General features: G+C 55.3%; 26 protein-coding genes. 15 read left to right on the forward strand and 11 right to left on the reverse strand.

What is annotated here, in order from left to right; all coding sequences use genetic code 11:
• The first annotated feature begins 117 nt into the window (after positions 1-117).
• Positions 118-825: a DUF3053 family protein gene (locus FHW17_RS14165; protein WP_112522411.1), complete on the forward strand. Its 708-nt coding sequence runs from the start codon at positions 118-120 to the stop codon at positions 823-825.
• On the opposite strand, the gene FHW17_RS14170 is transcribed toward FHW17_RS14165, so the two are convergent.
• From FHW17_RS14170 to FHW17_RS14185, 4 genes are read right to left on the reverse strand one after another with little or no spacing between them, the layout of a single operon-like run.
• Positions 822-1,880 (reverse strand): D-TA family PLP-dependent enzyme, encoded by a 1,059-nt coding sequence (locus FHW17_RS14170; RefSeq protein WP_182510146.1) that lies wholly within the window; start codon positions 1,878-1,880, stop codon positions 822-824. The genes FHW17_RS14165 and FHW17_RS14170 overlap by 4 nt on opposite strands.
• A 3-nt stretch (positions 1,881-1,883) precedes the next feature.
• Positions 1,884-2,765 (reverse strand): MurR/RpiR family transcriptional regulator, encoded by an 882-nt coding sequence (locus FHW17_RS14175; RefSeq protein ID WP_112522409.1) that lies wholly within the window; start codon positions 2,763-2,765, stop codon positions 1,884-1,886.
• Positions 2,766-2,770: 5 nt separating this feature from the next.
• Positions 2,771-3,838, reverse strand: coding sequence for a sn-glycerol-3-phosphate ABC transporter ATP-binding protein UgpC (ugpC, locus tag FHW17_RS14180; protein WP_182510147.1), 1,068 nt, complete (start codon positions 3,836-3,838; stop codon positions 2,771-2,773).
• 1 nt (position 3,839) lies between these two features.
• On the reverse strand, positions 3,840-4,631 hold the full coding sequence (locus FHW17_RS14185) for an SDR family oxidoreductase (protein WP_112522533.1): 792 nt from the start codon (positions 4,629-4,631) through the stop codon (positions 3,840-3,842).
• Positions 4,632-4,913: 282 nt separating this feature from the next.
• Between FHW17_RS14185 and FHW17_RS14190 the strand changes: the two genes are divergently transcribed.
• From FHW17_RS14190 to FHW17_RS14210, 5 genes are all read left to right on the forward strand, one after another.
• On the forward strand, positions 4,914-6,143 hold the full coding sequence (locus tag FHW17_RS14190; RefSeq protein WP_182510148.1) for a sugar ABC transporter substrate-binding protein: 1,230 nt from the start codon (positions 4,914-4,916) through the stop codon (positions 6,141-6,143).
• Between the two features lie 203 nt (positions 6,144-6,346).
• A complete protein-coding gene (locus tag FHW17_RS14195; protein ID WP_091885482.1) occupies positions 6,347-7,216 on the forward strand; it encodes a sugar ABC transporter permease in 870 nt (289 codons plus the stop codon).
• Positions 7,213-8,040 (forward strand): carbohydrate ABC transporter permease, encoded by an 828-nt coding sequence (locus FHW17_RS14200; protein WP_162700297.1) that lies wholly within the window; start codon positions 7,213-7,215, stop codon positions 8,038-8,040. Before FHW17_RS14195 ends, FHW17_RS14200 begins: the two co-directional genes overlap by 4 nt.
• 19 nt (positions 8,041-8,059) lie before the next feature.
• Positions 8,060-8,428, forward strand: coding sequence for a RidA family protein (locus tag FHW17_RS14205; RefSeq protein ID WP_182510202.1), 369 nt, complete (start codon positions 8,060-8,062; stop codon positions 8,426-8,428).
• A gap of 256 nt (positions 8,429-8,684) precedes the next feature.
• Entirely contained in the window at positions 8,685-10,154 is a 1,470-nt protein-coding gene (locus FHW17_RS14210) for a M81 family metallopeptidase (protein ID WP_182510149.1), read from the forward strand.
• Positions 10,155-10,169: 15 nt separating this feature from the next.
• Here FHW17_RS14210 and FHW17_RS14215 read toward each other — a convergent pair whose 3' ends face one another.
• Entirely contained in the window at positions 10,170-10,637 is a 468-nt protein-coding gene (locus FHW17_RS14215) for a MarR family transcriptional regulator (RefSeq protein ID WP_112522403.1), read from the reverse strand.
• Positions 10,638-10,720: 83 nt separating this feature from the next.
• On the opposite strand from FHW17_RS14215, the gene hmgA reads away from it, so the two are divergent.
• From hmgA to maiA, 3 genes are read left to right on the forward strand one after another with little or no spacing between them, the layout of a single operon-like run.
• Positions 10,721-12,037, forward strand: coding sequence for a homogentisate 1,2-dioxygenase (gene hmgA / locus FHW17_RS14220; protein ID WP_162700298.1), 1,317 nt, complete (start codon positions 10,721-10,723; stop codon positions 12,035-12,037).
• Entirely contained in the window at positions 12,034-13,053 is a 1,020-nt protein-coding gene (locus FHW17_RS14225; RefSeq protein WP_112522401.1) for a fumarylacetoacetate hydrolase family protein, read from the forward strand. Before hmgA ends, FHW17_RS14225 begins: the two co-directional genes overlap by 4 nt.
• Before the next feature lie 3 nt (positions 13,054-13,056).
• Entirely contained in the window at positions 13,057-13,701 is a 645-nt protein-coding gene (maiA, locus tag FHW17_RS14230; protein ID WP_112522400.1) for a maleylacetoacetate isomerase, read from the forward strand.
• 28 nt (positions 13,702-13,729) lie between these two features.
• Here the strand turns inward: maiA and hppD are convergent, their stop codons facing one another.
• Positions 13,730-14,842: a 4-hydroxyphenylpyruvate dioxygenase gene (hppD, locus tag FHW17_RS14235; protein ID WP_112522399.1), complete on the reverse strand. Its 1,113-nt coding sequence runs from the start codon at positions 14,840-14,842 to the stop codon at positions 13,730-13,732.
• Positions 14,843-14,962: 120 nt separating this feature from the next.
• Here hppD and FHW17_RS14240 point away from each other — a divergent pair, with 120 nt between their 5' ends.
• From FHW17_RS14240 to FHW17_RS14250, 3 genes are read left to right on the forward strand one after another with little or no spacing between them, the layout of a single operon-like run.
• Positions 14,963-15,439, forward strand: a complete 477-nt coding sequence (locus tag FHW17_RS14240; protein ID WP_182510150.1) for an Lrp/AsnC family transcriptional regulator — start codon at positions 14,963-14,965, stop codon at positions 15,437-15,439.
• 41 nt (positions 15,440-15,480) lie between these two features.
• Positions 15,481-15,726, forward strand: a complete 246-nt coding sequence (locus FHW17_RS14245; protein WP_182510151.1) for a type II toxin-antitoxin system Phd/YefM family antitoxin — start codon at positions 15,481-15,483, stop codon at positions 15,724-15,726.
• Positions 15,716-15,997, forward strand: coding sequence for a type II toxin-antitoxin system RelE/ParE family toxin (locus FHW17_RS14250; RefSeq protein WP_182510152.1), 282 nt, complete (start codon positions 15,716-15,718; stop codon positions 15,995-15,997). The genes FHW17_RS14245 and FHW17_RS14250 overlap by 11 nt, the downstream gene beginning before the upstream one ends.
• Before the next feature lie 26 nt (positions 15,998-16,023).
• Here the strand turns inward: FHW17_RS14250 and FHW17_RS14255 are convergent, their stop codons facing one another.
• From FHW17_RS14255 to FHW17_RS14270, 4 genes are all read right to left on the reverse strand, one after another.
• On the reverse strand, positions 16,024-16,362 hold the full coding sequence (locus FHW17_RS14255; protein WP_182510153.1) for a type II toxin-antitoxin system PemK/MazF family toxin: 339 nt from the start codon (positions 16,360-16,362) through the stop codon (positions 16,024-16,026).
• Positions 16,349-16,567 (reverse strand): type II toxin-antitoxin system PrlF family antitoxin, encoded by a 219-nt coding sequence (locus FHW17_RS25360; protein ID WP_112522394.1) that lies wholly within the window; start codon positions 16,565-16,567, stop codon positions 16,349-16,351. The genes FHW17_RS14255 and FHW17_RS25360 overlap by 14 nt, the downstream gene beginning before the upstream one ends.
• Before the next feature lie 67 nt (positions 16,568-16,634).
• The gene (gene pdeM / locus FHW17_RS14265; RefSeq protein ID WP_182510203.1) at positions 16,635-17,321 is read right to left on the reverse strand and encodes a ligase-associated DNA damage response endonuclease PdeM; all 687 of its coding nucleotides are present in this window, start codon (positions 17,319-17,321) and stop codon (positions 16,635-16,637) included.
• Between the two features lie 26 nt (positions 17,322-17,347).
• Positions 17,348-19,867 (reverse strand): ligase-associated DNA damage response DEXH box helicase, encoded by a 2,520-nt coding sequence (locus FHW17_RS14270; RefSeq protein ID WP_182510154.1) that lies wholly within the window; start codon positions 19,865-19,867, stop codon positions 17,348-17,350.
• Between the two features lie 290 nt (positions 19,868-20,157).
• Between FHW17_RS14270 and FHW17_RS14275 the strand changes: the two genes are divergently transcribed.
• A complete protein-coding gene (locus FHW17_RS14275; RefSeq protein WP_112527868.1) occupies positions 20,158-21,177 on the forward strand; it encodes a ligase-associated DNA damage response exonuclease in 1,020 nt (339 codons plus the stop codon).
• Positions 21,174-22,799: a cisplatin damage response ATP-dependent DNA ligase gene (locus FHW17_RS14280; protein ID WP_182510155.1), complete on the forward strand. Its 1,626-nt coding sequence runs from the start codon at positions 21,174-21,176 to the stop codon at positions 22,797-22,799. Before FHW17_RS14275 ends, FHW17_RS14280 begins: the two co-directional genes overlap by 4 nt.
• Positions 22,800-22,832: 33 nt before the next feature.
• On the opposite strand, the gene FHW17_RS14285 is transcribed toward FHW17_RS14280, so the two are convergent.
• The gene (locus FHW17_RS14285; protein WP_113096475.1) at positions 22,833-23,630 is read right to left on the reverse strand and encodes a DUF1295 domain-containing protein; all 798 of its coding nucleotides are present in this window, start codon (positions 23,628-23,630) and stop codon (positions 22,833-22,835) included.
• Between the two features lie 574 nt (positions 23,631-24,204).
• Here FHW17_RS14285 and FHW17_RS14290 point away from each other — a divergent pair.
• Positions 24,205-25,800: a peptide ABC transporter substrate-binding protein gene (locus FHW17_RS14290; protein ID WP_182510156.1), complete on the forward strand. Its 1,596-nt coding sequence runs from the start codon at positions 24,205-24,207 to the stop codon at positions 25,798-25,800.
• Positions 25,801-25,843 lie beyond the last annotated feature (43 nt).

The following is a 25,843-nucleotide window of genomic DNA, read 5'->3' on the forward strand; positions in this document are numbered from 1 at the left end:
CGCGCTGATGCCCAAATTCTGCAGCACCAGCGTGGAAAGCAATAATGGCCGACAGGCCCAACTGCTCGGGCTGCTTTTGCCTGAGTGGAATTAAGAAAAGAAAAGGAAAGTAACAAAATGCCAGGATTCCGTTTTGCCATTGCGGCTGTCATGACCGTGTTCATGGCCCTGACAATCTCAGCCTGCTCGGACAGCGAGGCCACCCAGCGCAAGGCATTCATCGATTTTCTGCAGACACGCATTGTCGACAAGAAGGGTGTGAGCGTTCCGCAGCTTACGGCAGAAGAAACCAAATCCCTCGGTGCCTATGCTGCTCAGTACAAGGTCATCACTGATTTTCACGCGGCCATGAATGAAAAGATCAGCAAGCCGATGGAAGCCCTTACTGCCAAGGGCGCAATTACATCGATTAACGATGCCATGAATCGCAAGGAAGACATCAAGGCTGCCTTTGCTGGCCTGAGTGCCCTGCGCACCGCCATGGATGAAGAGCAGGCCACTGCGGATAAGGCTCATGCGGCATTGAAGCAGCCGGAGGACCTCAAGCCCGTTTTTGACAAGGCCTATGACAAGACCGTCAGCAATCTCGCCAACACCTATAAGGAGATCTTTCCCGCCACGAGCGAGACCTTTGACATTCTCCTGAAGGTTGTCGATTTCGTTGACCAGCATAAGGACAAGATCACGATTTCGGGCTCAATGTTCGAGGTGTCCGATCCCACTGTTCAAGCGCAACTGAACACGCTGCTTGAACAGGTCAATGCCAAGGGTCAGGCCATGTCTGAAGCGCAGAGGAAAATGCGCGCAGCAATTTACGGCAATTAATCGACCCGGCCACGCGCGGCGACGGGGGCAATTTCGACAACCTCGTCGCCTGAAATCAGTACAACGCTGTCAAACAGGTTCGACACCACGCAGGCATGATTGGGGATAATCCGCACCCGGTCCCCAATCTCAGGCTTGGATTTGCAACCCGACACATCGATTGTCCCATGTTCCTCGCTCAGCGATGTGATCACCGCTTCCGGGAACTCCACGATCCGGCCAAAACCTTCCATTCCAAATGTATCGCTCGACAGCGACTTTGATCCCGCGTCGATAACCACACGATTTTCCGTCGGGCGGCTGACAACGGTTGCAAGGACAGTCAAAGCACAATCGTCCCAGGTGCCCGCATTCTTTGCCACCTGAAACCGATCCATATAGATATAGGTGCCGGGCCGATGTTCCGTGGCAGTTGTCACCTCATGGGCATGCCACATATCGGGTGAGCCGCCATTGGAGATAATGCCGGGATTAAGACCCGCATCAATGGCTTTCTGCTTTGCTGTTGCCAGCCAAGCCTCATTCTCTGCAACAGCGCCCGCTTTCGGATAGGTCATGAAACCTGCAAAGGTAAGACCGCTGGCGGCATCAATTGTCTTTGCCAATGCCACGGCCTCATCGGGCGTTTGCACACCGCAGCGGCCCATGCCCGTATCGCATTCAACGAGAACTTCGAGCGGTTTTGCCGAATTGGCGAACGCAGCGGAAAGACCACTGACCGTTGCTGCACTGTCGGCTGTCACAGCTATCTTGATACGGTGATGCAGCACCACAAGCCGATCGAGCTTGGCTTTGCCGATAATATTATAGGGAATAAAGATATCGGTGAGACCCGCATCAGCCATGACCTCGACTTCACCGAGTTTCTGACAGGTGATCCCGACAGCACCGAGTTCCACCTGACGCTTGGCAAAACGGGGCAATTTATGTGTCTTGATATGTGGGCGCACGGCCAACCCATGCTTGTCCGCATAGGTCTGGAAGCGCTGCAGATTGGCATCGGCCCTGTTCACATCGATAAGGACGGCAGGTGTATCAAGTTCGGACAGTTTCAATTCTCAATCTCCAAGCGGAAGGTTCGGCGCATCGCTTTTTTGCATGCCCTGAAGGTTCTTGATCCGGCGCATACGTTCCACCGCCGGTGCGCCAATCTTCTCCGCCACGCTCATGGCAAGCATATCGGTAAGGGCAAGCAGCGCGTAACGGGCGGGCGAGGGCCGATAGATATTCGTGCCCTCTTCAATGTGAAAGGGCAAGACCAGCTGCGCCGCCGCAGCCAGCGAGGAATTCGCCGCTGTAAAGGCAATCGTTTTTGCGCCATAGCGTCCAGCAATGGTCACGGCATCAATGACCGGTTTCACTTCGCCGGAAAGCGAATAGGCAACAATAACCGTATCCTTGTTGCTGGTGGCGGCCGTCATCTGCTGCATCTCACCGTCAATATGTGATGACGCCAGAAGACCAAGCCGGAACAACCGGTTTTCAAGTTCTGTTGCCGCCATTGAGGATGCACCGCCTGAGCCATAGGCGCGAACCATGCCAGCACCGGCAACGATTGCGGCTGCTCGGTCAAGATCGGCACGATTGATCAGGCCCGTTACCGTCTCGATTGCGTTCATAGCGCTGCTTGCAATGATGGAAGGCACACCATTACCGGTAGAACTATCGGCGGGATTGACGGAAATGAACCGCCCGGCGATCGCCAGCGATTGCGCCAACCCGACCTTGAAGTCTCGGGTGCCTTCAAAGCCAAGCATACGGCAGAAGCGGGTAATCGTCGGCTCGCTTACCCCCGCTTTTTCCGCCAGCCGCTCTATCGAAGCGTGCGTGGCAAAATCCGCATCGGCCAGAACGGCAGCCGCCACTCTTTGATCGGATCGCTGACCGTTTTCAGCGATCTCCCGCAACCGCGCAACGATGTCGAAATGCGGCGAGGCCATGTGCTCTAAATCCGGTTTCCGGTTTTCCCGTCAAAGACATGAACTTTATCAGGATTGACTGTCAGCATCATCTGACTACCCGGTTCAGGCGCGACACGATCACGGAAGACCGCACGAACGCCAACCCCGGCAATCGTGCCAAAGAGGTGGGTTTCCGAACCGGTGGGCTCCACCACCGCCACTTTATAGGGGAAACCCTGACCGCTTGCCGCAAGGCGGTAATGCTCTGGACGGATGCCCAGTTCGACCGGTTGTCCTGAAGCGGCAGTTGTATCTCCAACCGGAATGATAAAGCCTTCGGCGGTACGCATACGCGCTACGCCATCACCGCGCTCCAATGTACCCGGAATGAAGCTCATGGCGGGCGAACCGAGGAATCCGGCAACAAATTTATTGGCAGGCCGGTCATAGAGTTCCAGCGGCGAACCAATCTGTTCGATGCGGCCACCGTTCATGACGACGATCCGGTCAGCCATGGTCATGGCTTCCATCTGATCATGGGTGACATAGACAATGGTGGTTTTAAGCTGCTGGTGCAGCGCCTTGATTTCCGTGCGCATCTGCACCCGCAGTTTGGCGTCAAGATTGGAAAGCGGCTCGTCGAAAAGGAAGAGGTCCGGCTCACGCACAATCGTCCGTCCCATGGCAACGCGCTGGCGCTGACCACCGGAAAGCTGACGGGGCAGGCGGTCAAGGTAATCGTGCAGGTTGAGCGTTTCCGCTGCCTTGTTCACCTTCGCATCAATCACATCACCCGCCTCCCGGCGGATTTTCGGACCAAAACCGATGTTCTTGCGTGTGGTCATATGCGGGAACAGGGCATAGCTCTGGAAAACCATGGAAATATTGCGCTGCTGCGGCGCAAGACCATTGGTCAGGCGATTACCAATCCATAGTTCACCGGATGAAATATCGTCGAGACCAGCAATCATTCGTAGAAGCGTAGACTTGCCGCAGCCTGAGGGGCCGATAAGCACGAGAAACTCGCCATCGTGTACGTCAAGATCGATGCCGTGCAGGACACTCATGGCACCGTAGGATTTGACAAGCTGTTTGATCTGCAATCCGGCCATATCAGTTTTTCCCTGCAAGAACTTCGTTGATGAAACGCAGATTGCCCGCTGTCAATCCGGCATCCACGGCGAGCGCTGTACCCGTTATGCCCGATGCCGCCGAAGAGGCCAGAAAAAGCGTGGCATTCGCCACTTCTTCCGGTGTCACCATCCGCCCGAGCGGATAGTGCGGCAGGACCTTTGCCAGAAGCTCGGGATGGCCGGTAAGACGGTGATCCCATGCGGGTGTGCGTACTGAACCGGGGCAGACCGCATTGGCACGGATGCCGTAAGCACCGCGTTCGACTGCCAGCGCCTTCACATAGGAAATCAGCCCGGCCTTAGCCGCTGAATAGGCAGGATTGCCAAAATGTGAGAGGGCATTCACCGATGAGATAAACACGATATTGCCGCCACCGCGTTTCGCCATGGCCTCGACAATGGGGGTGGTTACATGGAATGCGCCATTCAGGTTGATCGCAATCTCGCGATCCCAGACATCGCCGTCCACCTGATCCAGCGTTTCGCCGCGGGTAAATCCGGCATTGTTGATCAACACATCCGGCGCACCATTTGCCCCGATGAAATCGCCAATGACCTTTTCTGTTCCTGCGCGGTCTGTCAGCTCAAAAACCAGCCGGTGAGCGAGCGGCAACGTTTCAAGGGCTTCAATGGTCTGGTCCGCACCGGAAACAATTGCTCCGGCTGCATCAAACGCTGATATCAGCGCCTGACCAATGCCACCGCCAGCGCCGGTGATGAGGACATGCTTGCCCTTGAGGCCATAGAAATCATGCAAATGAGGTGAGGTCATCGTCCGTTCGTCTGTTCCCATATTATTGGCCCGCTTTCACGGGCGATTTTTTGCGGATTCTGCCCGCTTGTCATCAAGCTAACGGCCAGATATGAAAAAAAGCAACATAAAAATACACGAAACAAACCTAAAAATTCGCTTGCATGAAATTAAATTACATTTGAAGATAGATGGGCTGGTTGGAGAGGACCGTCTTTTCGGGAAGCGCAGCGACGCACCCGCTATAGATGGTTCATGACAAAACAAACACCGCCGAACGCGGTGATAACAAGGGGAATGACAATGACATTCAGACAGAAACTTTGCCTTCTTGCTGGAGCAAGCATCGTTGCTTTCAGCAGCAGCGCCTTTGCCGAGAGCACCGTGCGCGTGACCATCGCCGAATATAGCAAGGGCACAGGACCCTATTTCCAGGAAGCTGCCAAGGCATTTGAAGCGGCTAATCCTGACGTCAAAATCCAGATTGAAGTTGTGCCATGGGACAGCCTGCAGCAGAAGCTGACCACCGATATCTCAGCCGGTGCCAATGCCGATCTTTCCATCATCGGCACACGCTGGCTGCTCGACTATGTGTCCGAGGGCATCGTTGCACCGCTTGATGAGCACATCAAGCCCGAGTTCAAGGCCCGCTTTATCGATACGTTCCTTACGCCATCGGTGATGAACGGCAAAGTCTACGGCCTGCCAATCGCCGCCTCGGCCCGCGCCATGTATTACAACAAGGATATTTTCGCCAAGGCTGGCATCAGCGCACCACCAGCAACATGGACTGATTTCAAGACCGATGCGGAAAAGATCAAGAAGCTTGGCGGTGAGACCTATGGTTTCGGCCTGCAGGGTAAGGAAATCGAGACCGACGTCTATTTCTATTATGGCATGTGGTCGAATGGCGGCGAGATCGTCAAGGATGGCAAATCCGGACTTGATTCCAAGGCCGCCATTGAAACGGCCAAGCTTTACAAGAGCTTTATCGATGGCGGCCTGACCCAGCCGGGCGTCACCTCCTATTCGCGTGAAGACGTGCAGAACCTGTTCAAGCAGGGCAAGGTGGCAACCGTTATCACGGCTCCGTTCCTGTCGGGTCAGATCAAGACGGAAGCGCCGAAGCTGAATTATGGCGTTGCGCCAATTCCAGCAGGCCCAAGCGGCGACAAGGGTACCTATGGTGTGACCGATTCCATCGTCCTGTTCGAAAACTCCAAGAACAAGGAAGCCGCGTGGAAATTCCTTGATTTCATTTTCACCGCCGAACAGCGCACCAAGTTCGACAAGATCGAGGGCTTCCTGCCGGTTAATGCGGAAGAAGCCAAAGACCCTTACTTTGCCGATAATGCCGATCTGAAAGTGTTCACATCGCTTCTGCCCAATGCCCGCTTTGCTCCGGTTATTCCGGGCTGGGAGGATATTGCCAAGACAACCTCCAATGCCGTGCAGAAGATTTATCTCGGACAGGGTGAAGCTGAGGCGACGTTGAAAGAGGCGGCAGCCAAGATCAACGCAACGCTGAAGTAATGTGAGATGGCGCGAGGGGCGGGTGTGTTGTTTCACCCCACCCCGCCGCTTCGCTCCGACCCTCCCGATAAGGGGAGGGTGAAGACAATCACCGAGTTTGCCGCGGCCTTGCCCTCCCCTCTGTGGGGAGGATCGGGGCGAAGCGATGGGGTGAGGGTCTTCACGGATCACACCAGGAAACCCGATCGAAGGAACGCACGCTTATGCAACGGGCAACGGCCCCCTATTTTCTGATCCTGCCGAGCTTTCTTCTGGCAGCCGCCATTATCCTCTGGCCGCTGAAAGAGATTGTTTCGCTCTCACTGCATGATGTGAACCGTTTCGGCATCCTTCGTGATTTCGTCGGACTGGAGCATTTCCGTGTTCTTTTTGCTGACCCTGATTTTATCGCGGCCACATGGCGCACGCTGATCTGGACCGCCTGTGTTGTGCTTGGTACGCTCATTGTATCGGTACCCATTGCACTGATCCTCAATGAGGATTTCTACGGTCGCGGCATTGCCCGCATCCTGATCATGCTGCCTTGGGCGATCTCATTGACCATGACCGCTGTCGTCTGGCGCTGGGCCCTGAACGGTGAAAGCGGTATGCTGAATTCAGCGCTGCGCGATCTTGGTGTCATCGGCAGCAATATCCAGTGGCTGGCCGAAGCCTCCACCGCTTTTCCAATGCAGATCCTCATCGGCATTCTCGTCTCGGTCCCGTTTACTGTCACCATCTTTCTGGGCGGTCTTTCATCGGTTCCCGAAGACCTCTACGAAGCCGCCGCCACCGAAGGGGCAGGGCGCTGGGACCAGTTTCGTCTGATTACGCTGCCGCTGCTGCGTCCATTCATCAACATCGCTTTCGTTTTGAACACCATCTATGTCTTCAATTCCTTCCCGATCATCTGGGTAACCACACAGGGCGGCCCTGCCAATTCGACCCATATTCTGGTGACCTACCTCTACGAGCTTGGTTTCCGCCTTGGCCGGCTTGGCGATGCTGCGGCCATCTCATTGATCATGTTCGCGATTCTTCTCGTCTTCACCCTGATCTATGTGCGGCTTGCCATGCGCGAGGAGAAGGCATGATGAACAAGAAACTCAAGCGCTCGCTGCTTTTCTGGCTGTGCCTCTCGCCCATCATTGTGGTAATCCTGTTCCCCTATGCGGTCATGACCATCACCTCGCTCAAATCAGCAACAGAGGTGTTGAATCCAACCTGGTGGCCGGAAGAGCTGCACTGGCAGAATTTTTCCGAGATGTGGCAAACATCGGGCGTTGGTTCGGCTCTCGCCAACTCGCTCTATGTCTCCACGCTTTCAACGGCCCTGACGATCATCGTTTCCATTCCAGCCGCCTATGCGCTGAGCCGCTACGAATTTGCCGGGCGCAATGCCTACCGGCAATTTCTGCTTGTCTCGCAGATGCTCTCGCCCATCGTTTTGGTCATCGGCCTGTTCCGGCTGGTTGCCAATGCCGGGATGATCGACAATCTGAATGTGCTCGTCATTATATATACGGGCTTCAACATCGCCTTCTGCGTGTGGATGCTGCAAAGCTATTTTTCCACCATCCCGCGCGATCTTGAGGAAGCCGCATGGATGGAAGGCGCCAATCGCTGGCGCACCTTGCGCAGCGTTTTCCTGCCGCTTGCCGTCCCGGCGATGGTCGTCACTGCCATCTTTACCTTCATCAATGCGTGGAACGAGTTCGTCATCGCCCTCACCATGCTGCGCAAGGAAGAGAATTATACTCTGCCCATCCGCGTGCTCTCGCTCGTTGCCGGGCGTTACACCGTCGACTGGCACTACGTCATGGCTGCGGCATTTGTAGCATCGGTTCCGGTGGCCATTCTCTTTGCCTGGTTGCAGCGCTATCTGGTGCGCGGTCTTTCCATTGGCGCCGTCAAATAATCAAATACAGGACGTGAATATCATGACAAAACAACATTTCGGATCATCGCATGTGCCGCTGTCACCAGCCGTTCGCGCCGGGGATTTCATCTACATTTCCGGTCAGGTTCCTGTTGGAGCCGATGGCACTGTCATCATTGGCGGTATTGAAGCCCAGACCAAACAGGTGATGGAAAATATCAAGGCAGCGCTGGCATTGGCGGGTGCGGAACTTTCCGACGTGGTGAAGACCTTCGTCATTCTGGAAGACGCGCGTGAATTCGCGGCGTTCAACAAAACCTATGCCACCTATTTCACTGCGAACCCGCCAGCACGCACAACCATTGAATCGCGCCTTATGATCGACATCAAGATCGAGATCGAAGCCATCGCCTATAAGCCGCTGTGAATGTGAAGCGTGGTCCTAAGGGGGCACTTTGCAATAACACGATGCGTGGTTCGACAAGCTCACCATGAGGGAGATGGGTGGGTTGCAGGGAGTCAAGTTCTGCAATGGTGGCGATTATCGTTGCAGCACCACTCTCCCTCATGGTGAGCTTGTCGAACCACGCATTTTGTTCATGCAAACTGAACCTGGAGAACCACCATCATGCAAACCGAATATCGCAGCTGAAAAGCTGTAGTCTGCTATTGGAAAGCTCAAAATGCGCATCTTCACCGCGTCCCTCGCCACGGAAACCAACACGTTTTCACCCGTCCCGACGGACCGCGCCAGTTTTGAAATGGCGTTCTATGCGGGACCCGGCGAGCATCCTGATACGCCGACACTCTGCTCCGCGCCCATGGTGGTGTTGCGCCGCCGTGCGCGGGAAGAAGGTTTTGAACTCATTGAAGGCACCGCGACATGGGCGGAGCCCGGCGGCCTGTTGCAACAGCAGGCCTATGAAGGGCTGCGCGATGAAATTCTTGATCAGTTGAAAGCCGCTTTGCCCGTCGACGGTGTAATCCTCGGCCTGCATGGTGCCATGGTTGCGCAGGGCTATGATGATTGCGAAGGCGATCTTCTGGAGCGCATCCGCTCAATCGTCGGGCCTGATGTGCTGATAGCTTCTGAACTTGATCCACACAGCCATTTGACGCGCAAGCGGGTGGAAAATTCCAACATTCTCGCCGCTTTCCTTGAATTTCCGCATACGGATTTTTACGAGCGCGGCGAGCATGTGGTCGATTTGGCCCTGCGCACCTTACGCGGTGAAATCAAACCCATCATTTCTACCTTCGATTGCCGCATGATCGGCGTTTTCCCGACCAGCCGCGAACCGATGCGTTCTTTTGTCGATCGCATTCAGGCCCTGCAGGGCCACCACAATATTCTCTCGATTTCCCTTATTCACGGTTTCATGGCCGGTGATGTGCCTGAGCTTGGCACGCAGGTCATGGTCGTCACCGATAATGACGCGCCGCGCGGTGCGGCATTGGCTGAATCGCTCGGTATGGAAATTTTCGGAATGCGCGGCCGGACGGCGATGCCGATGCTTGATACGGAAGCTGGCCTCGACAAAGCCGTCGAACTTGCGGCAACGAAAAGTGGCAAGCCTGTTGTTGTTGCCGATGTCTGGGACAATCCCGGTGGCGGCGTAGCTGGAGATGGCACGTTGATCCTGCGCCGCATGATCGAGCGCGGCATCGATAATGTTGCCGTGGCCACGATCTGGGACCCGATTGCCGTTACTTTCTGTCTGGCAGCAGGCGAGGGCGCCAGAATTCAGCTCCGCTTTGGCGGCAAGGCGGGACCGGATGGCGGCGCACCTCTCGATGCGCGCGTTGAAGTGCTGAAAGCCGTGCAGGAGGGCTGGCAGAGCTTTGGCAAGAGCCGCGTCACGCTTGGACCGGCGGCTGTGATCCGGCTTGAGGGCACCAATATCGAGGTCATCCTCAATACAAACCGCACCCAGACGTTCGAGCCGGATATTTTCTCCAATCTCGGCATCGAGCCTGCTTCAAAAGACATCCTGCTGGTCAAATCCACCAATCATTTCCACGCGGGTTTTGAGCCGGTCGCGGCAGAAATCATCTATATCGACGCGGGCGCACCCTATCCGTCCAACCCGAAGAAAACCGATTACCGGAAACTGTCGCGCGAAATCTGGCCACGAATTGAAATGCCATTCTGATAGGACAGAGACCTGTTATCGGCCTTGCCGGTAATAGGCCTCAAGTGCCGCAAGCCCTGCCTTCAAATCCCTTGCTCCCCGTTCACCAAGCCGGGCAAAAAGCTCCGTCTCGTAATTATGCGCGAGCGTCGTCAGGCGTTGATACGCCTTGCGTCCGGCCGGTGTCAGTTCGAGATGTTCCGTGCGCCGGTCGGCATCATCGCGCTTGCGTTTGAGCCAATGGCGCTGTTCCAAAGAGAATACTGCGCGGCTGACTTTCGTCTTGTGCATTGAAGAATGCGCGCCAATCGCCGTGGCGGATAAAGCACCGAACTGGCCAAGTGTCGCCAGCGTGCGCCACTCCGGACGCGTCAGCCCATATTCATCCCGGTACTGGCTGGCAAATCGCTGGCTGATCGCTTCAGCCGCCTTGTTCAACCGGTAGGGTATGAAATCCTCCAGAATGAGTGGCGGCAGCCCCGCCTCGTTCTCTTTAACCGTCATTTGATCTCCTTTACCGTTGATAGTTACAAAATAGATCGTCACAAATGCAACTAAATATCTTCGAAAGATCGGGAGGACTGATCATGACCCTTCATTACATGCCGGGCTTCGGCAATGACTTCGAAACTGAATCTCTTCCCGGCGCGCTGCCGCAGGGGCAAAATTCGCCGCAGCGCTGCGCCTATGGGCTTTACGCCGAGCAGCTCTCGGGGTCGCCCTTCACCGCACCGCGCGGGATCAACGAACGCTCCTGGCTTTACCGCATTCGTCCATCGGTGAAACACTCCGGGCGTTTTACGCCAACGTCTCGCAAAGACTGGAAAACCGCGCCCAATCTCGATGATCATGAACTCCCGATCGGCCAGCTGCGCTGGAATCCGACGCCGATGCCAAAGGAGCCGGTCAATTTCATAGACGGCATCCGCACCATGACGACAGCTGGCGACGTGCATGGTCAGGTTGGCATGGCCGCACATGTCTATGCATTCAACCGCGATATGGACGATGACTACTTTTTCAACGCCGATGGCGAGATGCTGCTGGTGCCGGAAAAGGGCCGTCTGCGCGTGTTCACTGAAATGGGCATCATGGAAATCGAGCCGTCGGAAATCTGCATCATCCCGCGCGGCATGGTGTTCAAGGTTGCCGCAATCGACGGCGAAGCCCGCGGCTATATCTGCGAAAATTACGGCGCAAAGTTCGCGCTGCCCGATCGCGGGCCGATTGGCGCCAATTGCCTTGCCAACCCGCGCGATTTCAAGACGCCGGTTGCCGCCTATGAGGACAAGGAAACAGCATGCCGCCTGCATGTAAAATGGTGTGGCAAGTTCTATAAAACAGGCCTTGGCCATTCGCCGCTTGATGTCGTGGCATGGCACGGCAATTACGCACCTTATAAATATGATCTGCGCACCTTCTCACCTGTTGGTGCCATTCTCTTCGATCATCCCGATCCATCGATCTTTACGGTGCTCACCGCCCCATCGGGTGAGGAGGGAACTGCCAATGTCGACTTCGTTATTTTCCCGCCGCGCTGGCTTGTTGCCGAGCATAGTTTCCGCCCTCCATGGTACCATCGCAATATCATGTCGGAATTCATGGGATTGGTTTATGGTCAGTATGACGCCAAGGAAGAGGGCTTCGTTCCCGGCGGTATGAGCCTGCACAATATGATGCTGCCACATGGGCCGGATACAATGGGATTCAACAAGGCATCAACCGTGGAACTCAAGCCGCACAAGCTGGAAAATACGCTGGCCTTCATGTTCGAAACCCGTTTTCCGCAGCATCTGACCCGCTTTGCGGCGGAGCTGGAATCGCTGCAGGATAATTATGCCGATTGCTGGACGGACCTGAAAAAGCGGTTCAATGGAACACCCGAGGGAGACTGGTCCGAATGAAACTCGCATCACTGAACAATGGAACCCGCGACGGCAAACTCGTCATCGTGTCCAAGGATTTGACCAGCTTTACCGACGCATCGTTTCTGACCCCCACGCTGCAATCGGCACTCGACAACTGGGCGCGGATTGCTCCGCATCTGGAGGCACTCGCCGAAAGCCTCGACCATGGCTCGGTGCCATCGGAGCGTTTTCATGAGCATGAGGCGCTTTCGCCGCTGCCCCGCGCTTTTCAGTGGGCCGATGGCTCGGCTTACGTCAACCACGTCGAACTTGTGCGGAAGGCACGCGGCGCGGAGATGCCCGACAGCTTCTGGACCGATCCGCTGATCTATCAGGGCGGCTCCGACAGTTTTCTCGCCCCGCGCGCGCCTATCGTGATGGCTGATGAAGCTTATGGCATCGATATGGAAGGTGAAGTAGCCGTTATTGTCGATGATGTACCGATGGGCGCAACACCAGATCAGGCACGGGGTGCCATCCGCCTCATCATGCTGGTCAATGATGTGAGCCTACGCGGACTGATCCCGGCTGAACTGGCAAAAGGTTTTGGTTTCTTCCAGTCAAAGCCTTCCTCCGCTTTCTCGCCAGTGGCTGTGACGCCCGATGAACTCGGCGACGCCTGGGACGGCGGCAAGGTACATCTGCCGCTCAGTGTTGATTATAACGGCAAGCCATTCGGACGAGCCAATGCGGGTATCGATATGACCTTCGATTTCCCTGTTCTCATTGCCCATGCGGCGAAAACCCGACCACTTGCCGCAGGCACAATCATTGGCTCGGGCACGGTTTCCAACAAGCTTGATGGCGGACCGGGTAAGCCTGTTGCGGAAGGCGGAGCGGGCTATTCCTGCATTGCGGAAATCCGCATGATCGAAACGATCAATCACGGCGCGCCCAAGACCTCTTTCATGAAATTTGGCGACACGGTGCGCATCGAAATGAAGGACAGGGCTGGTCACTCCATTTTTGGAGCGATCGAACAGCAGGTCACACGCTACGAAACGGGGAACTGAGGAATGAGCGGACTCATCCTCTTTGAATATTGGCGGTCATCGGCAAGCTACCGGGTGCGCATAGCACTCCAGAGCCTCAAGCTTGAATATGAGACCGTTCCCGTCAATTTGCTGAAGGGCGAACACAAGGACCCTGATAATCTCAGCCGCAATCCGCAAGGGCTGGTTCCAACATTGGCGATGGATGGGCGGATGATGAGCCAGTCGCTGGCAATCATTGAGTATCTCGATGAGATTTACCCTGATGCCGCATTCCTGCCGCCTGATCCCGCTGGCAGACAGCGGGTGCGCGCACTGTCCTATGCGATTGCGATGGATATTCACCCCACCTGCAATACGGGGGTGGTCACACATGTCATGGAGATCACCGGCGGCGGCGATGCTGCCCGCAGCGCATGGATGCAGAAGTTTATTGGGGAAGGATTGGAAGCCTTTGAGAGGCTTCTGGACAATCCTGATACCGGCAAGTTCTGTCATGGCGATAAGCCGGGAATGGCGGATTTCTGCCTTGTGCCACAGGTCTATAATGCCCGCCGCTGGGGCGCGGATATTTCAGGGTTGAAGCGCGTAAATGCCATCACCAAACGCTGCGAAAAGCTGAAGGCTTTTGCAGCGGCACACCCGGATAAGGCCAAGCCGCGTGAGTGAGCAGGAACTACTCACGCGGTTTTGAGATTTATTCCGCTGCATCAACCTTGATGACGCCGCGGCGGATCTGGTCTTCTTCGATTGACTCGAACAGGGCGCGGAAATTGCCCTCGCCAAAGCCTTCGTCACCCTTGCGCTGGATGAATTCGAAGAAAATCGGCCCGATGACCGTCTTGGAGAAAATCTGCAGCAGGATTTTTGTCATGCCCCCATCAATAACGCCTTCGCCGTCGATGAGAATGCCGTGTTTCTTCATCCGCTCAATCGGCTCGTCATGGCCATGCACACGGTCATGCGACATATCGTAATAGGTTTCGGGCGGACCCGGCATGAACTTGAGACCATTTTCGTCAAGCTTATCCGTCGCGTCGTAAATGCCTTCGGTGCCAACAGCGATGTGCTGAATGCCTTCGCCCTTGTACTTGCGCAGATATTCCTCGATCTGGCTCTTGTCGTCAGTCGACTCATTCAAGGGAATACGGATCTTGCCGCATGGCGAGGTGATGGCGCGGGAGACAAGCCCCGTAAGCTTGCCTGCAATATCAAAGAAGTGAATCTGCTTGAAGCCGAACAACTCGCGGTAGAACGCCCACCACTTATCCATATTGCCGCGATAGACGTTATGGGTGAGGTGATCAAGATAGTAGAAACCGACACCTTCAGGTTTCGGATCGCGCTCGCCCAGCCATTCGAACTCATCATCATAGACAGAGCCCTTCTCGCCATACTTCTCGATGAAATACAGCATCGAGCCACCAATACCGACAATAGCAGGAACATTAAGGGTCTTATCGTCGCCAGTATAAGGCGTCGCACCCTTGGCAACCGCATGATCAAAGGCATGCTTGGCATCAACCACGCGCCAGGCCATGGATGGGGCACAGGGACCGTGCTCCCCAACGAATTTCGTCGCATGGGAACCCGGTTCAGCATTGAGGATGTAATTGATATCGCCCTGGCGCCACAGCGTTATGTTCTTGGAACGATGCCGGGCAACGGGCTTATAGCCCATGCGGGTGAAAAGTTCTTCCAGCTTTTCCGGTTCGGGATGCGCGAATTCGACAAACTCAAAGCCATCGGTTCCAGCAGGATTATCCTTGCTGATGGTGGCAACAGGTGCGTCGTGCGGAAATGGGCCCATAACATCCTCCTCTGGCTCGCAGCATTATCGCGCAAAGCACATGCAAAGTGCTTGCATTTCGACGCTCGCCGGAGACATAATATGCATGTATCGTGCATGTAATTGATAAGGAATGCATGAATGGAACAACTTGATGCATTTGACCGCAAAATACTGTTTTCCCTGCAGGAGGACGGACGACTCACGAACAACGAACTTTCCGAACGGATCAACCTGTCGGCCTCCCAGTGCTCCCGCCGCCGTTCAAGGCTGGAAGAAGAGGGATTTATCCGAGGTTACAGGGCGGAGATTGACCGGGAAAAGCTCGGCCTTGGCATTGTCAACATCATCTCGGTGACATTGGCGACCCATAATCGCGACAACTCCCGCCGGTTTTCCGAGCTGATTTCAAAACTGCCGCAGGTGATGGAGGCCCATGCGCTCACCGGCGAGATGGATTATTTCATTAAAGTGGTCACGCCAGACCTGCGCGCACTTTCCGCCTTCGTCAATGAGGTGCTGCTACCGCATGAATCCGTACAGAACGTCAAAACCGCCATTGTGCTTGATACACTCAAGGAAGATGGCCGCCTGCCAATTGATCACGCTCGATTTTGACCTTTATATAAGTACTAAATTTCATACTAATGGAGATTGCCATGCAACGTGTCGAAGCCTCGGTGGCGGTGACCGTATCAAACCTCAAGAAAAGTCCGACCGCCATCATGAATGAGGCGCAGGGCAAGGCGGTGGCTGTACTCAATCACAATCGTGTCATGGCCTATATGGTCCCGGCGGATGTTTACGAGGCCATGCTTGATCGGCTTGATGATATTCATCTGGCTGAAATCATTAAATCCCGCGCGGACGAACAGGGCATATCCGTCGATATTGATGACCTTTAAGCTTGAGTTCCTTCCGTCCGCCCGCAAGGAATGGGGCAAACTGGGTGCGACGATCCGCCAGCAACTCGTCAAGAAGCTAAGGGAGCGGCTCGAGATACCTTGCGTCCCCAATGCCGCCCTGCATGGCATGCCCGATCATTACAAAATCAAGCTGCGACAGGTGGGCTACCGACTGGTTTATCGGGTCAATGACGAAACCATAACGGTGCTCGTCGTGACCGTAGGGAAACGGGAACGTAGCGAATTCTATAATCTCGCTAGGAAACGCTAAGTGGGGATGGCGTGGAAATAAATCGGCTATAATTTCAGGATTGCCGCTACTTTTAGCTTCACTTGCTCGAAAATCACTTCGCTTACCTGCCCCAGACGATCAGCATGCGCGGTCTCTATAGTGGCTATTTTTGATGGTCGAATAACAGATGGCGCGGGCAATCCCGCCTCATGATGCAATGGGATTGGAACATCATTTTCCCATCGCTTGTTTTCAGCACTCGTAATCATGAGCACCCAAAGAAAATCTTTGTTCTCGCCGGTAGTGCCGTTGGAAATAACGAGTGCTGGCCTGTGCTGGCGCGTGTTCCGATCCGTATAGGGGAAAGGCACACGAACAATGTCTCCCGCTTTAAAGGTCTGCATAGGCACTTCTGTCCGCATCGCCATCCCATTCCGAGAAGGTTGCGAATGGGTCGTCATTGACCACCCCGGTTTCCGTGCGCATGAGAATCACACGGCCATCTTCGATCTGATAGGCGATCTCATCGCCCGGTTTCAGTTTAAGCGCCGTGCGCACCGCCTGCGGTATCGTTGTCTGTGCCTTGCTCGTCATTTTGCTCGTGATCATAATGAGGCTCCTTATCGCACAATGTAAGGAATTTCCTTACCTCATACAAGTGCGTTACGAACATCAATCAGGGGTACAAAGCCTTGCGCAGCATGGGATAAACCCTGTTATGACCGAGCATATAGGCCTTGAGGTTGGTGCCATCAAACAGGCCGTGAAAGGCCCGGCCAAGAACATTCAAACCGCCGGTATAGGCGCCAAACGCAGGCATGATCATGCGTGCATGATCGCTGACAAAGCAACGCCGCTGCACCGCCTGGCCACGCCTGACGACTTTTGCCGCGGGATGCAGATGTCCGGCGATTTCGCCCAAAGGTGAGCCCTTGGACGGTTCATGGCGAAACACCAGCGAGCCGAAGGCAAGTTCCGTATAGGTATCACCGGGAAGATCAGCAGGATGGTCAGGATCATGATTGCCGGTGATCCATATCCAGTCGCGGCCCTGCATGAGTGCTGCAAGCTGCTGCGCATAAATCTCAGGCAGGCGGGCCGCGGCATCGCCATCGTGGAAACTGTCGCCAAGGCTGATGACGCAGGCGGGGTGATAACGGGCGATACACGCCGCCAGCGTTTTAAGTGTGGAAGCCGTGTCATAGGGCGGCAGCATCATGCCGCGCCGGGCAAAGGATGAACCCTTTTCGAAATGCAGGTCCGACACGATGAGGATGCGGTCGGCTTCGAGATAAAGCGCTCCGGATGGATCACAGATGGCCGTGTGCCCGGCGATGTCAATTTCAACAGCGCCGTGCAGCATTGTCCTTGTTGTGTGAACCGCCAGATTCATTTGCCTTCCATCATCTCGCGGGTCAACTCGTCTGCTATCTCTTCCAGAAGCGTTTCGTGAGCTTCACCCGGAACGCGTTCCTTGCCGATCTCCATCATCACTGGGACAGCGAGCGGTGATATCCGGTCGAGATCCTTATGAATGATATGACCCTTGATTCGTGCCAGCATATCGGCAAGGCGGCGAATGTCGAGAAGCCCGGTAGCCGCATCGGCGCGTGTGGCCTGAATGAGGATATGGTCAGGCTCATGCGTGCGCAGAACGTCATAGATCAGATCAGTCGAGACCGTGACCTGCCGCCCGGTTTTCTCCTGTCCGGGATGGCGCTTTTCAACGAGGCCGGAAATCAGCGCACAGTTGCGGAATGTGCGCTTGAGCATCCAGCTTTCAGACAGCCACGCTTCAAGATCATCGCCCAGCATATCCTCATCGAAAAACTCGGAGAGGGGGAGTTCGCCATTCCTGAACATGCGGCCCATATCGCGCAATCCCCAGATCGACAGGGCGTAATCCGTGGCGACAAAGCCGAGAGGCCGGGCCTTTGCCCTTTCAAGCCGCCGCGTCAGCAGCATGCCGAGCGTCTGATGCGCAAGCCGGCCTTCAAAGGGGTAGACCACCATGTAATAGCGCTCGCCGCGCGGAAAGGTTTCAACCAGCAAACTGCCGGGATCGGGCAGCACGGATTTTTCCTTCTGGATGCGCAGCCAGTCGCTGACCTGATCGGGCAGGGCGCCCCAGCGATCAGGGTCCGCAAGCATCGAGCGTACCTGATCGGCGAGATAGGTGGTCAGCGGGAATTTGCCACCCGCATAGGCGGGGATCTTGGCGTCAAACCCTTCGGCATTTGAAACGATACATTCATTCTCGCGGATGCCCTCAAAGCGCAGCACGCGCCCTGAAAAGAAGAACGTATCGCCCGGCGACAGTGCCTCAAGAAACGACTCCTCGACTTTGCCAAGCACCGGCCCACCGCGCGCATTGCCGCCCTTGCCGCGTTGGCGGGTGAGGCGCACATTGAGGCTGGGCGCTTCAATGATCGTACCGACATTAAGCCGGTATTGCTGGGCAAAACGGGGATGGGTGACGCGCCACGTACCATCGGCGGTTTGCCGTATCTTGGCAAAGCGCTCATAGCTTTTCAGCGCATAGCCGCCGGTTGCCACAAAGTCGACAATGCGATGAAACGTTTCATATGGGAGGGTTGCATAGGGCAGGGCTGTGGTGATCTCATCAAAAAGCGCCTGTTCATGAAACGGTTCAGCGCAGGCCATTCCCAGCACATGCTGGGCAAGCACATCTAGCGAACCGTCACCAAGCGGCGGTGTGTCCTGCGCCCCGAGATAGTTTGCGTCGAGTGCTGCCTGACATTCCATCACCTCGAACCGATTGGCCGGGACGAGAATAGCCCGCGACGGTTCATCCATGCGGTGATTGGACCGGCCTATACGCTGGGCGAGGCGGCTCGCACCTTTGGGTGCGCCGACATGGATGACCAGATCGACATCGCCCCAGTCGATACCAAGATCAAGCGTCGACGTGGCAACAACGGCGCGCAGCGCGTTGTTGGCCATCGCTTCTTCGACCTTGCGGCGCTTGCTGACGTCAAGCGAGCCGTGGTGCAGCGCTATCGGCAAATTGTCATCATTTGCCATCCAGAGATCATGAAACAGGCGCTCCGCCTGACTGCGGGTATTGACGAAGATCAACGTCGTCTTGTGCCGTTTGATCGCTTCATAAACACCCGGCAGGGCATAAACAGCCGAATGGCCAGCCCATGGAATACGATCTGAGGATTCAAGGATGGTAATATGGGGTTTGGCACCCCCTTCAACTTTGACCAGACTGGCCATTGGCATGCCGTTCACCTGCGGCAGCAACCAGCGCCGCAAAGCATCAGGGTCCGCAACCGTTGCCGAAAGGCCGATTGTTTGCAGTCCCGGCTGCAATTTTCGCAACCGTGCCAATCCCAGCGACAGAAGATGACCGCGTTTGGATGTCACCAGCGAATGCAGCTCATCAAAGATTACATAGCGCAAATCCGAGAAGAAGCGGCCGGCATCCTTATTGGCGATCAGCAAAGCAAGCTGTTCCGGTGTGGTCAGGAGGATATCGGGCGGGATAAGCTTCTGGCGCTGCCGCTTATGGGCAGGCGTATCGCCGGTGCGGGTTTCAATGGTGATATCAAGCCCTATCTCTTCGATGGGTCGGGCGAGATTGCGCTCAATATCAACCGCCAGCGCCTTGAGCGGCGAGATATAGAGCGTGTGAACGCCGCGGCTGGTAGTATTGCTCTTGCCGCGCGTTGAAAGATCAACCAGCGCGGGCAGAAAACCGGCAAGCGTCTTGCCAGCGCCCGTCGGCGCAATGAGCAGGGCGGAATGACCAGCCTCAGCCTCCTCAAGCAGTTCCAGCTGATGCGCACGGGGCGACCAACCCTTGGCCTGGAACCAGTCCAGGAAAGGTTTTGGCAGGAGTGTGCTGTCTTCAGCAAAAAGGGGCTTTGTCTTGGTGCTCACAAGAGCGAATGTAATGATGCGCGGGAAAAGCGCCAAGTTTTCTTTAGCATGGAGGACATGTTGTTGGTTTCACCCCCCTCTGTCCTGTCGGACATCTCCCCCACAAGGGGGGAGATCAGCTGTATTACTGCCTTTGCACAATCTGCAATGCTTCCGGTTGTGGGAAAGCGCTCGTGTCAATGTGATCTCCCCCCTTGTGGGGGGTCCAAAGGACGGGCGAGACCCGTGGCTCGTCCCGGAGGCCGACAGGGCAGAGGGCGGTGTCGCAACACCGTATCAGGGTGCCAGCCATGCTGACCCGCCCAGAAGAACTTTTGCGATCAACGCCGGAAGGCCTCTATTCACCAGCCGGGGATTTTTATATCGATCCGGTCAGCCCGGTTGAACGCGCTTTGATCACCCATGGCCACGCGGATCATGCGCGATCAGGCCACCGGAAAGTCATGGCCACCCGTCAGACCCTTGATATTATGGGCATACGTTATGGCGATGATTTTGCCGGGTCCACGCAGACAGCCGAACTTGGCGTTGTCACTGAGATCAACGGCGTGAAAGTCAGCTTTCATCCGGCAGGGCATGTGCTCGGCTCTGCCCAGATTGCGGTTGAGAAAAATGGCATGCGTATTGTCTGCTCAGGCGATTACAAACGGGCGGCTGATCCCACCTGTCTTGGCTTCGAGCTGGTGCCCTGCGATGTGTTCATCACCGAAGCCACATTCGCCCTACCGGTGTTCCGTCATCCCAATGCCATGGACGAAATCGCCAAGCTTCTGAAATCGATTGCACAGTTTCCAGAGCGGTCGCACCTTGTCGGCGCCTATGCACTTGGCAAGGCACAGCGCGTTATTCGCATGATGCGTGATGCGGGCTATGACAAGACGATCTACATTCACGGCGCAATGACAAAGCTTTGCGACTATTACCAGTCGCAGGGTATTGATCTGGGACCATTATCCTCCGCGACCGTGGAAACGGGCACACCGCAGGATTTCGCCGGTAGCGTGGTTGTCGGGCCACCATCGGCTTTCCTTGACCGGTGGGCGCGACGTTTTCCTGATCCCGTATCATGCTTTGCATCCGGCTGGATGAGCATTCGCCAGCGGGCGCGCCAGCAGGGCGTCGAGTTGCCGATCATCCTGTCAGACCATTGTGATTGGGATGAACTTACCGGTACAATCAAGGAGCTGGCGCCGTCGCAGATCTGGGTCACCCACGGACGCGAAGAGGCGCTTGTCAGATGGTGCGAGCTGAATGGTTTTGCCGCACGGCCGCTCAATCTTGTCGGCTATGAGGACGAGGGAGATGGATGAAGGAATTTGCCGCGCTGCTTGACCGGCTGGTGCTGACGCCGCAGCGCAATGGCAAGATCACGCTGCTCGTCGACTATTTCAGGCAGACACCAGACCCGGACCGGGGCCTTGCCCTGGCGGCGATTACGCGTGATCTCGACATAGCCAATGTCAAACCCGCCATGCTGCGGGGGCTCATTGCCGAGCGTATGGATGAGCAGCTTTTTGCCTATTCCTATGATTATGTCGGCGATCTTGCCGAAACCATTTCTCTTGCCTGGACAGCCAGAGAGCCATCGCGCGCCAACGCCATTCCGACCCTTGGTGATGTCGTCGCTTCACTGGCACGCGCCTCACGCAGCGATGCGATCAGGCTGGTGGAAAAATGGCTCGATCAGCTCGATGCATCAGCCCGCTATGCCCTTTTGAAGCTGGTTACGGGTGGTCTGCGCATAGGCGTTTCAGCAAGGTTGGCCAAGCAGGCACTGGCGGATTTCGGCAAAGTGGATGTCGGTGAGATTGAAGAACTCTGGCATGGGCTGAAGCCGCCCTATCAGTCGCTGTTCGCCTGGCTTGAAGGAAAAGCGGAAAAGCCGGTAAGTCTTGCCGCTGCGCCATTCCGGCCGGTCATGCTGTCCACCCCGCTTGAAGAAACCGATTACGCGAAAATCATCGCAGAGGATTATGCGGCGGAGTGGAAATGGGACGGCATCCGCGTACAGTTGACGACAGAGGCCGGGCAGCGCCGCATTTATTCGCGCACGGGCGATGATATCTCCCATGCCTTTCCTGATATTGCCGATGCCATGAATTTCGAGGGCACACTGGACGGCGAGCTGCTCGTTGCACGCAGTAGCACCGACACGATAGAGATCGGTGCCTTCGGTGATCTACAGCAACGGCTCAACCGCAAAATTGTCACGGCCAAGCAAATGGAAAGTCATCCGGCTTTCGTGCGACTGTATGACCTGCTGTTTGATGGCGCGGATGATATCCGGGCTTTGCCCTTCACTGAGCGCCGGGAAAAACTTGAGCGGTTTGTCGCCACACTCGACGCTACGCGTTTTGATTTGTCACCGCTCGTGCCCTATGAAACGTTTCATGATCTGGTGGAGCTGCGAAAAAGCCCTCCGCATCCCATCATCGAAGGATTGATGCTGAAGCGTCGCGATTCCACTTACGTGCCCGGACGTCCGAAAGGGCCATGGTTCAAATGGAAACGCGATCCTTTCACCATTGACGCCGTGCTGGTCTATGCACAGCGCGGTCATGGCAAGCGATCCAGCTTCTACTCGGACTATACATTTGCCGTGTGGACCGGGCCCGACGAGAACCCGCATCTTGTGCCCGTTGGAAAGGCCTATTTCGGCTTTACCGACGAAGAGTTGAAACAGCTCGACGCCTATGTGCGCAACAACACGACGGAGCGTTTTGGCCCGGTACGGTCTGTGCGGGCGGAGCCGGATCATGGGCTCGTGCTGGAAATAGCTTTTGAGGGCCTGAACCGGTCGAAACGTCACAAATCCGGTGTTGCCATGCGGTTTCCGCGTATTTCACGCCTGCGCTGGGACAAGCCGCCGATTGAGGCGGACCGGCTGGAAACTCTGGAAGCCTTGCTGCGCAATGCCGATCCTGTGGATTGATCTGCCTTGCCCCTGAGTATTTTTCCGCTCCGGTTATTTCTGCGGAGGCATGGGGAAAAAGATGCTGGTGCGCTGCTGATAATCCCGGAAAGCCTGACCGCGTGTCGCCAGCATATGCTCCTCCAGCGGCGGCACACCTGACGTATGGCGAAGCAGTATGTACATCAGCACAGGCGCGGCGAGCGTCAGCCAGCCATGTACATAATCGCCATCGAAATCCGCCGCAATCAGCACATAGGACACCCAGCCAAGCCATTCGAAAAAATAGTTCGGATGACGCGACCAGCGCCAGAGGCCGGTGTCACATATCTTGCCACGATTGGCGGGATTGCGGGAAAACCGCTTGAGCTGCCAATCGGCAATTGCTTCACCCGCAAGCGCGATAAGCATGAGGACGAACCCAAGATAATCTGGAAATTCGAGATCTATGTCGGGCCGGGCAGCGGCGATATAGACGCTGATAACAAGCAGAATTCCGGCGAATGCCTGGCTTTGCAGAAAAAAGAACATGCGCGAATTGGCGGCGGGACCCCACTCCCGGCGCAAGCGTGCATAACGCGGATCGTCCTCGCTGTTGAGTGTGCGAAGGAGGATGTGCCCACCCAACCGCAACGACCAGAGCGCGAGCAGAATGATCACCAGCCATTTTCGCGATGACGAGACCATATCGTCTGAAAACAGAATCGAGAGAATGCCAATAGCGCCCACACCGAACGACCAGAAAGTGTCAGCCCACCCGCTATTGCCGGTCAAACGCAATGCAAGGAAAGCGCAGCCCATGACAACACAAAGGGCGACAGCTGCAATGATGAGAATGACCGGAGCCGTCATGCATTTGACCTGTTATTCACGATGGAGTTTGGCTGATGTTCAAAAAGGCGGGACGACACAACATACAGGATTTTTCCAATCGGCAAATCACAACACGAAAAGGACCCAATTTTGTCCGCAGCCCGAAACGGAAGTTTGCGGTGTCTTGAAGCGACGTTTTGGGTGGAAATTTTCCTCATCCTTTAGTCTTATATCAGATAGCAAGACAGCCAGCTCTGATCACTAGTGTTAAAATCTGAACAGCATCCGAAACGCTTCGATAACCAAATTTCGATTTTCATGAAAAATGCCGAAACAGGTGGTGCGATAGCGCCTCAACGACGATTTTTGATCAGAAAAAGGCGAGAATTGGCCCGACGGTCCACATCATGCACATTTTTTTTGACGTTTTCGTAAAATTGGGTTCTACGCCAAACAGCCTGAAAATGCTGCTTATTCCCGCTCTTAACTCGATTTAGGTCATTTCGGCGACTCGCACAATTCGCATAATTCGGAAAATCGACGGCTTGCGTTTGGCCAAATTTTGGCTTTTGTTCATGCCTTCATAATTCTTCAAAGGGGAAGGACTAAAAAAATGTCATTGATGAAACTCAATCTCCGTGCGGCACTGCTGCTTGGATCGCTGATGATAGGCGCAAGCCCGGCACTGGCAGAGACCGTGCTGCATCGCGGCAACAGCGGTGAACCGCAGACGCTCGATCAGGCTCAGACCTCGATTGATATCGAGGCATTCATCGTCAAGGACCTCTATGAAGGCCTGACGATTTATGATGCCAACGGCAAGATCGTTCCGGGCACCGCCGAAAGCTGGAAAGTTTCCGATGATGGCACAGTTTACACCTTCAAACTGCGCGACAAGGCCAACTGGTCCGATGGCACCCCTGTAACAGCTGAAGATTTTGTCTTCTCGATGCGCCGCGTCGAAGACCCGAAAACAGCTGCCGGATATGCCAATATTCTTTATCCGATCAAGAATGCCGAGAAGGTCAACAAGGGTAATGCAAAGCTTGAAGAACTCGGCGTAAAGGCAATTGATGCCAAGACTCTTGAAATCACGCTCGAACGTCCAACCCCATTCTTTATCGAGCTACTTTCGCACCAGACAGCGCTGCCAATCAACAAGGCAAGCTTTGAAAAGAATGGTGCTGATTTCGTCAAACCGGGCAAGCTGGTTGGCAATGGCGCATTCAAGCTGCTTGAGCATGTACCAAACGACCATCTGACAGCTGCCAAGAACGAGAATTATTGGGACGCGGCAAACGTCAAACTGGACAAGGTGATTTTCTATCCTCTGGAAGATCAGGCGGCAGCCGTCCGACGATACGAAGCGGGTGAACTCGACCTCGTTTACAACTTCTCTTCCGATCAGATCGAACGCATGCGCGCTGCCAACGCCAAGCAGGTCCACGTGACCCCGGCGATGGCGACCTATTACTACCCCTTTGATACACGTACCGCGCCATTCGATGATGTTCGCGTTCGCCGCGCCCTTTCCATGGCCGTTGACCGCGACTTCCTCGCCAAGGACATCTACAACGGCACCAAATTGCCCGTTTATTCTCTGGTTCCTCCGGGCATGGAAAATTACGGCGAACCATCCAAGGCCGATTTTGCCGACCTGTCACAGCTTGATCGCGATGATCAGGCCGTCAAGTTGTTGAAGGAAGCGGGCTTTGGCGAAGGCGGCAAGCCGCTCAACATCGAAATCCGTTACAACACCAACCCGAACCACGAGCGTGTGGCAACGGCTGTTGCTGATATGTGGAAGAAGACATTGGGCGCCAATGTGACGCTGATGAATCTCGATATCTCATCGCACTACGCCTATCTGCAGGAAGGCGGCAAATTCAACGTTGCCCGTGCAGGCTGGACGGCCGACTATGCGGACCCGGAAAACTTCCTCAACCTCAATGTCAGCAGCAATAAAACCTTCAATTATGGGCATTATTCCAATCCGGAATTCGATGCGCTGATGAAGAAATCCTATGAAGAGCGCAATCCGGCAGAACGCTCGAAGATTCTGCATGCAGCAGAAGCGTTGATCATGCGTGACCAGCCGATTGCGCCTTTGATGAATGACGCCAACCTTTGGCTCGTGGCCGACAAGGTCAAGGGCTGGGGCGATAACCCCAACAACGAACATCTGAGCAAATATCTCAGCGTTGAATAGCAAAGTCTGACGCGCAATCTGCACTCGCAGGTTGCGCGTCTTT

This window comes from Phyllobacterium sp. P30BS-XVII, from assembly GCF_014138335.1.
Lineage (GTDB): Bacteria > Pseudomonadota > Alphaproteobacteria > Rhizobiales > Rhizobiaceae > Phyllobacterium > Phyllobacterium meliloti.

Bases quoted from the DNA above. Each gene is read 5' to 3' on its own strand.
- FHW17_RS14165 (WP_112522411.1), top strand. From the start codon at position 118: ATGCCAGGATTCCGTTTTGCCATTGCGGCTGTCATGACCGTGTTCATG.
- FHW17_RS14175 (WP_112522409.1), bottom strand. From the start codon at position 2,765: ATGGCCTCGCCGCATTTCGACATCGTTGCGCGGTTGCGGGAGATCGCT.
- ugpC (WP_182510147.1), bottom strand. From the start codon at position 3,838: ATGGCCGGATTGCAGATCAAACAGCTTGTCAAATCCTACGGTGCCATG.
- FHW17_RS14185 (WP_112522533.1), bottom strand. From the start codon at position 4,631: ATGACCTCACCTCATTTGCATGATTTCTATGGCCTCAAGGGCAAGCAT.
- FHW17_RS14190 (WP_182510148.1), top strand. From the start codon at position 4,914: ATGACATTCAGACAGAAACTTTGCCTTCTTGCTGGAGCAAGCATCGTT.
- FHW17_RS14195 (WP_091885482.1), top strand. From the start codon at position 6,347: ATGCAACGGGCAACGGCCCCCTATTTTCTGATCCTGCCGAGCTTTCTT.
- FHW17_RS14200 (WP_162700297.1), top strand. From the start codon at position 7,213: ATGATGAACAAGAAACTCAAGCGCTCGCTGCTTTTCTGGCTGTGCCTC.
- FHW17_RS14210 (WP_182510149.1), top strand. From the start codon at position 8,685: ATGCGCATCTTCACCGCGTCCCTCGCCACGGAAACCAACACGTTTTCA.
- FHW17_RS14215 (WP_112522403.1), bottom strand. From the start codon at position 10,637: ATGACGGTTAAAGAGAACGAGGCGGGGCTGCCGCCACTCATTCTGGAG.
- hmgA (WP_162700298.1), top strand. From the start codon at position 10,721: ATGACCCTTCATTACATGCCGGGCTTCGGCAATGACTTCGAAACTGAA.
- FHW17_RS14225 (WP_112522401.1), top strand. From the start codon at position 12,034: ATGAAACTCGCATCACTGAACAATGGAACCCGCGACGGCAAACTCGTC.
- maiA (WP_112522400.1), top strand. From the start codon at position 13,057: ATGAGCGGACTCATCCTCTTTGAATATTGGCGGTCATCGGCAAGCTAC.
- hppD (WP_112522399.1), bottom strand. From the start codon at position 14,842: ATGGGCCCATTTCCGCACGACGCACCTGTTGCCACCATCAGCAAGGAT.
- FHW17_RS14240 (WP_182510150.1), top strand. From the start codon at position 14,963: ATGGAACAACTTGATGCATTTGACCGCAAAATACTGTTTTCCCTGCAG.
- FHW17_RS14245 (WP_182510151.1), top strand. From the start codon at position 15,481: ATGCAACGTGTCGAAGCCTCGGTGGCGGTGACCGTATCAAACCTCAAG.
- FHW17_RS14250 (WP_182510152.1), top strand. From the start codon at position 15,716: ATGACCTTTAAGCTTGAGTTCCTTCCGTCCGCCCGCAAGGAATGGGGC.
- FHW17_RS14255 (WP_182510153.1), bottom strand. From the start codon at position 16,362: ATGCAGACCTTTAAAGCGGGAGACATTGTTCGTGTGCCTTTCCCCTAT.
- FHW17_RS25360 (WP_112522394.1), bottom strand. From the start codon at position 16,567: ATGATCACGAGCAAAATGACGAGCAAGGCACAGACAACGATACCGCAG.
- pdeM (WP_182510203.1), bottom strand. From the start codon at position 17,321: ATGCTGCACGGCGCTGTTGAAATTGACATCGCCGGGCACACGGCCATC.
- FHW17_RS14275 (WP_112527868.1), top strand. From the start codon at position 20,158: ATGCTGACCCGCCCAGAAGAACTTTTGCGATCAACGCCGGAAGGCCTC.
- FHW17_RS14280 (WP_182510155.1), top strand. From the start codon at position 21,174: ATGAAGGAATTTGCCGCGCTGCTTGACCGGCTGGTGCTGACGCCGCAG.
- FHW17_RS14285 (WP_113096475.1), bottom strand. From the start codon at position 23,630: ATGACGGCTCCGGTCATTCTCATCATTGCAGCTGTCGCCCTTTGTGTT.
- FHW17_RS14290 (WP_182510156.1), top strand. From the start codon at position 24,205: ATGTCATTGATGAAACTCAATCTCCGTGCGGCACTGCTGCTTGGATCG.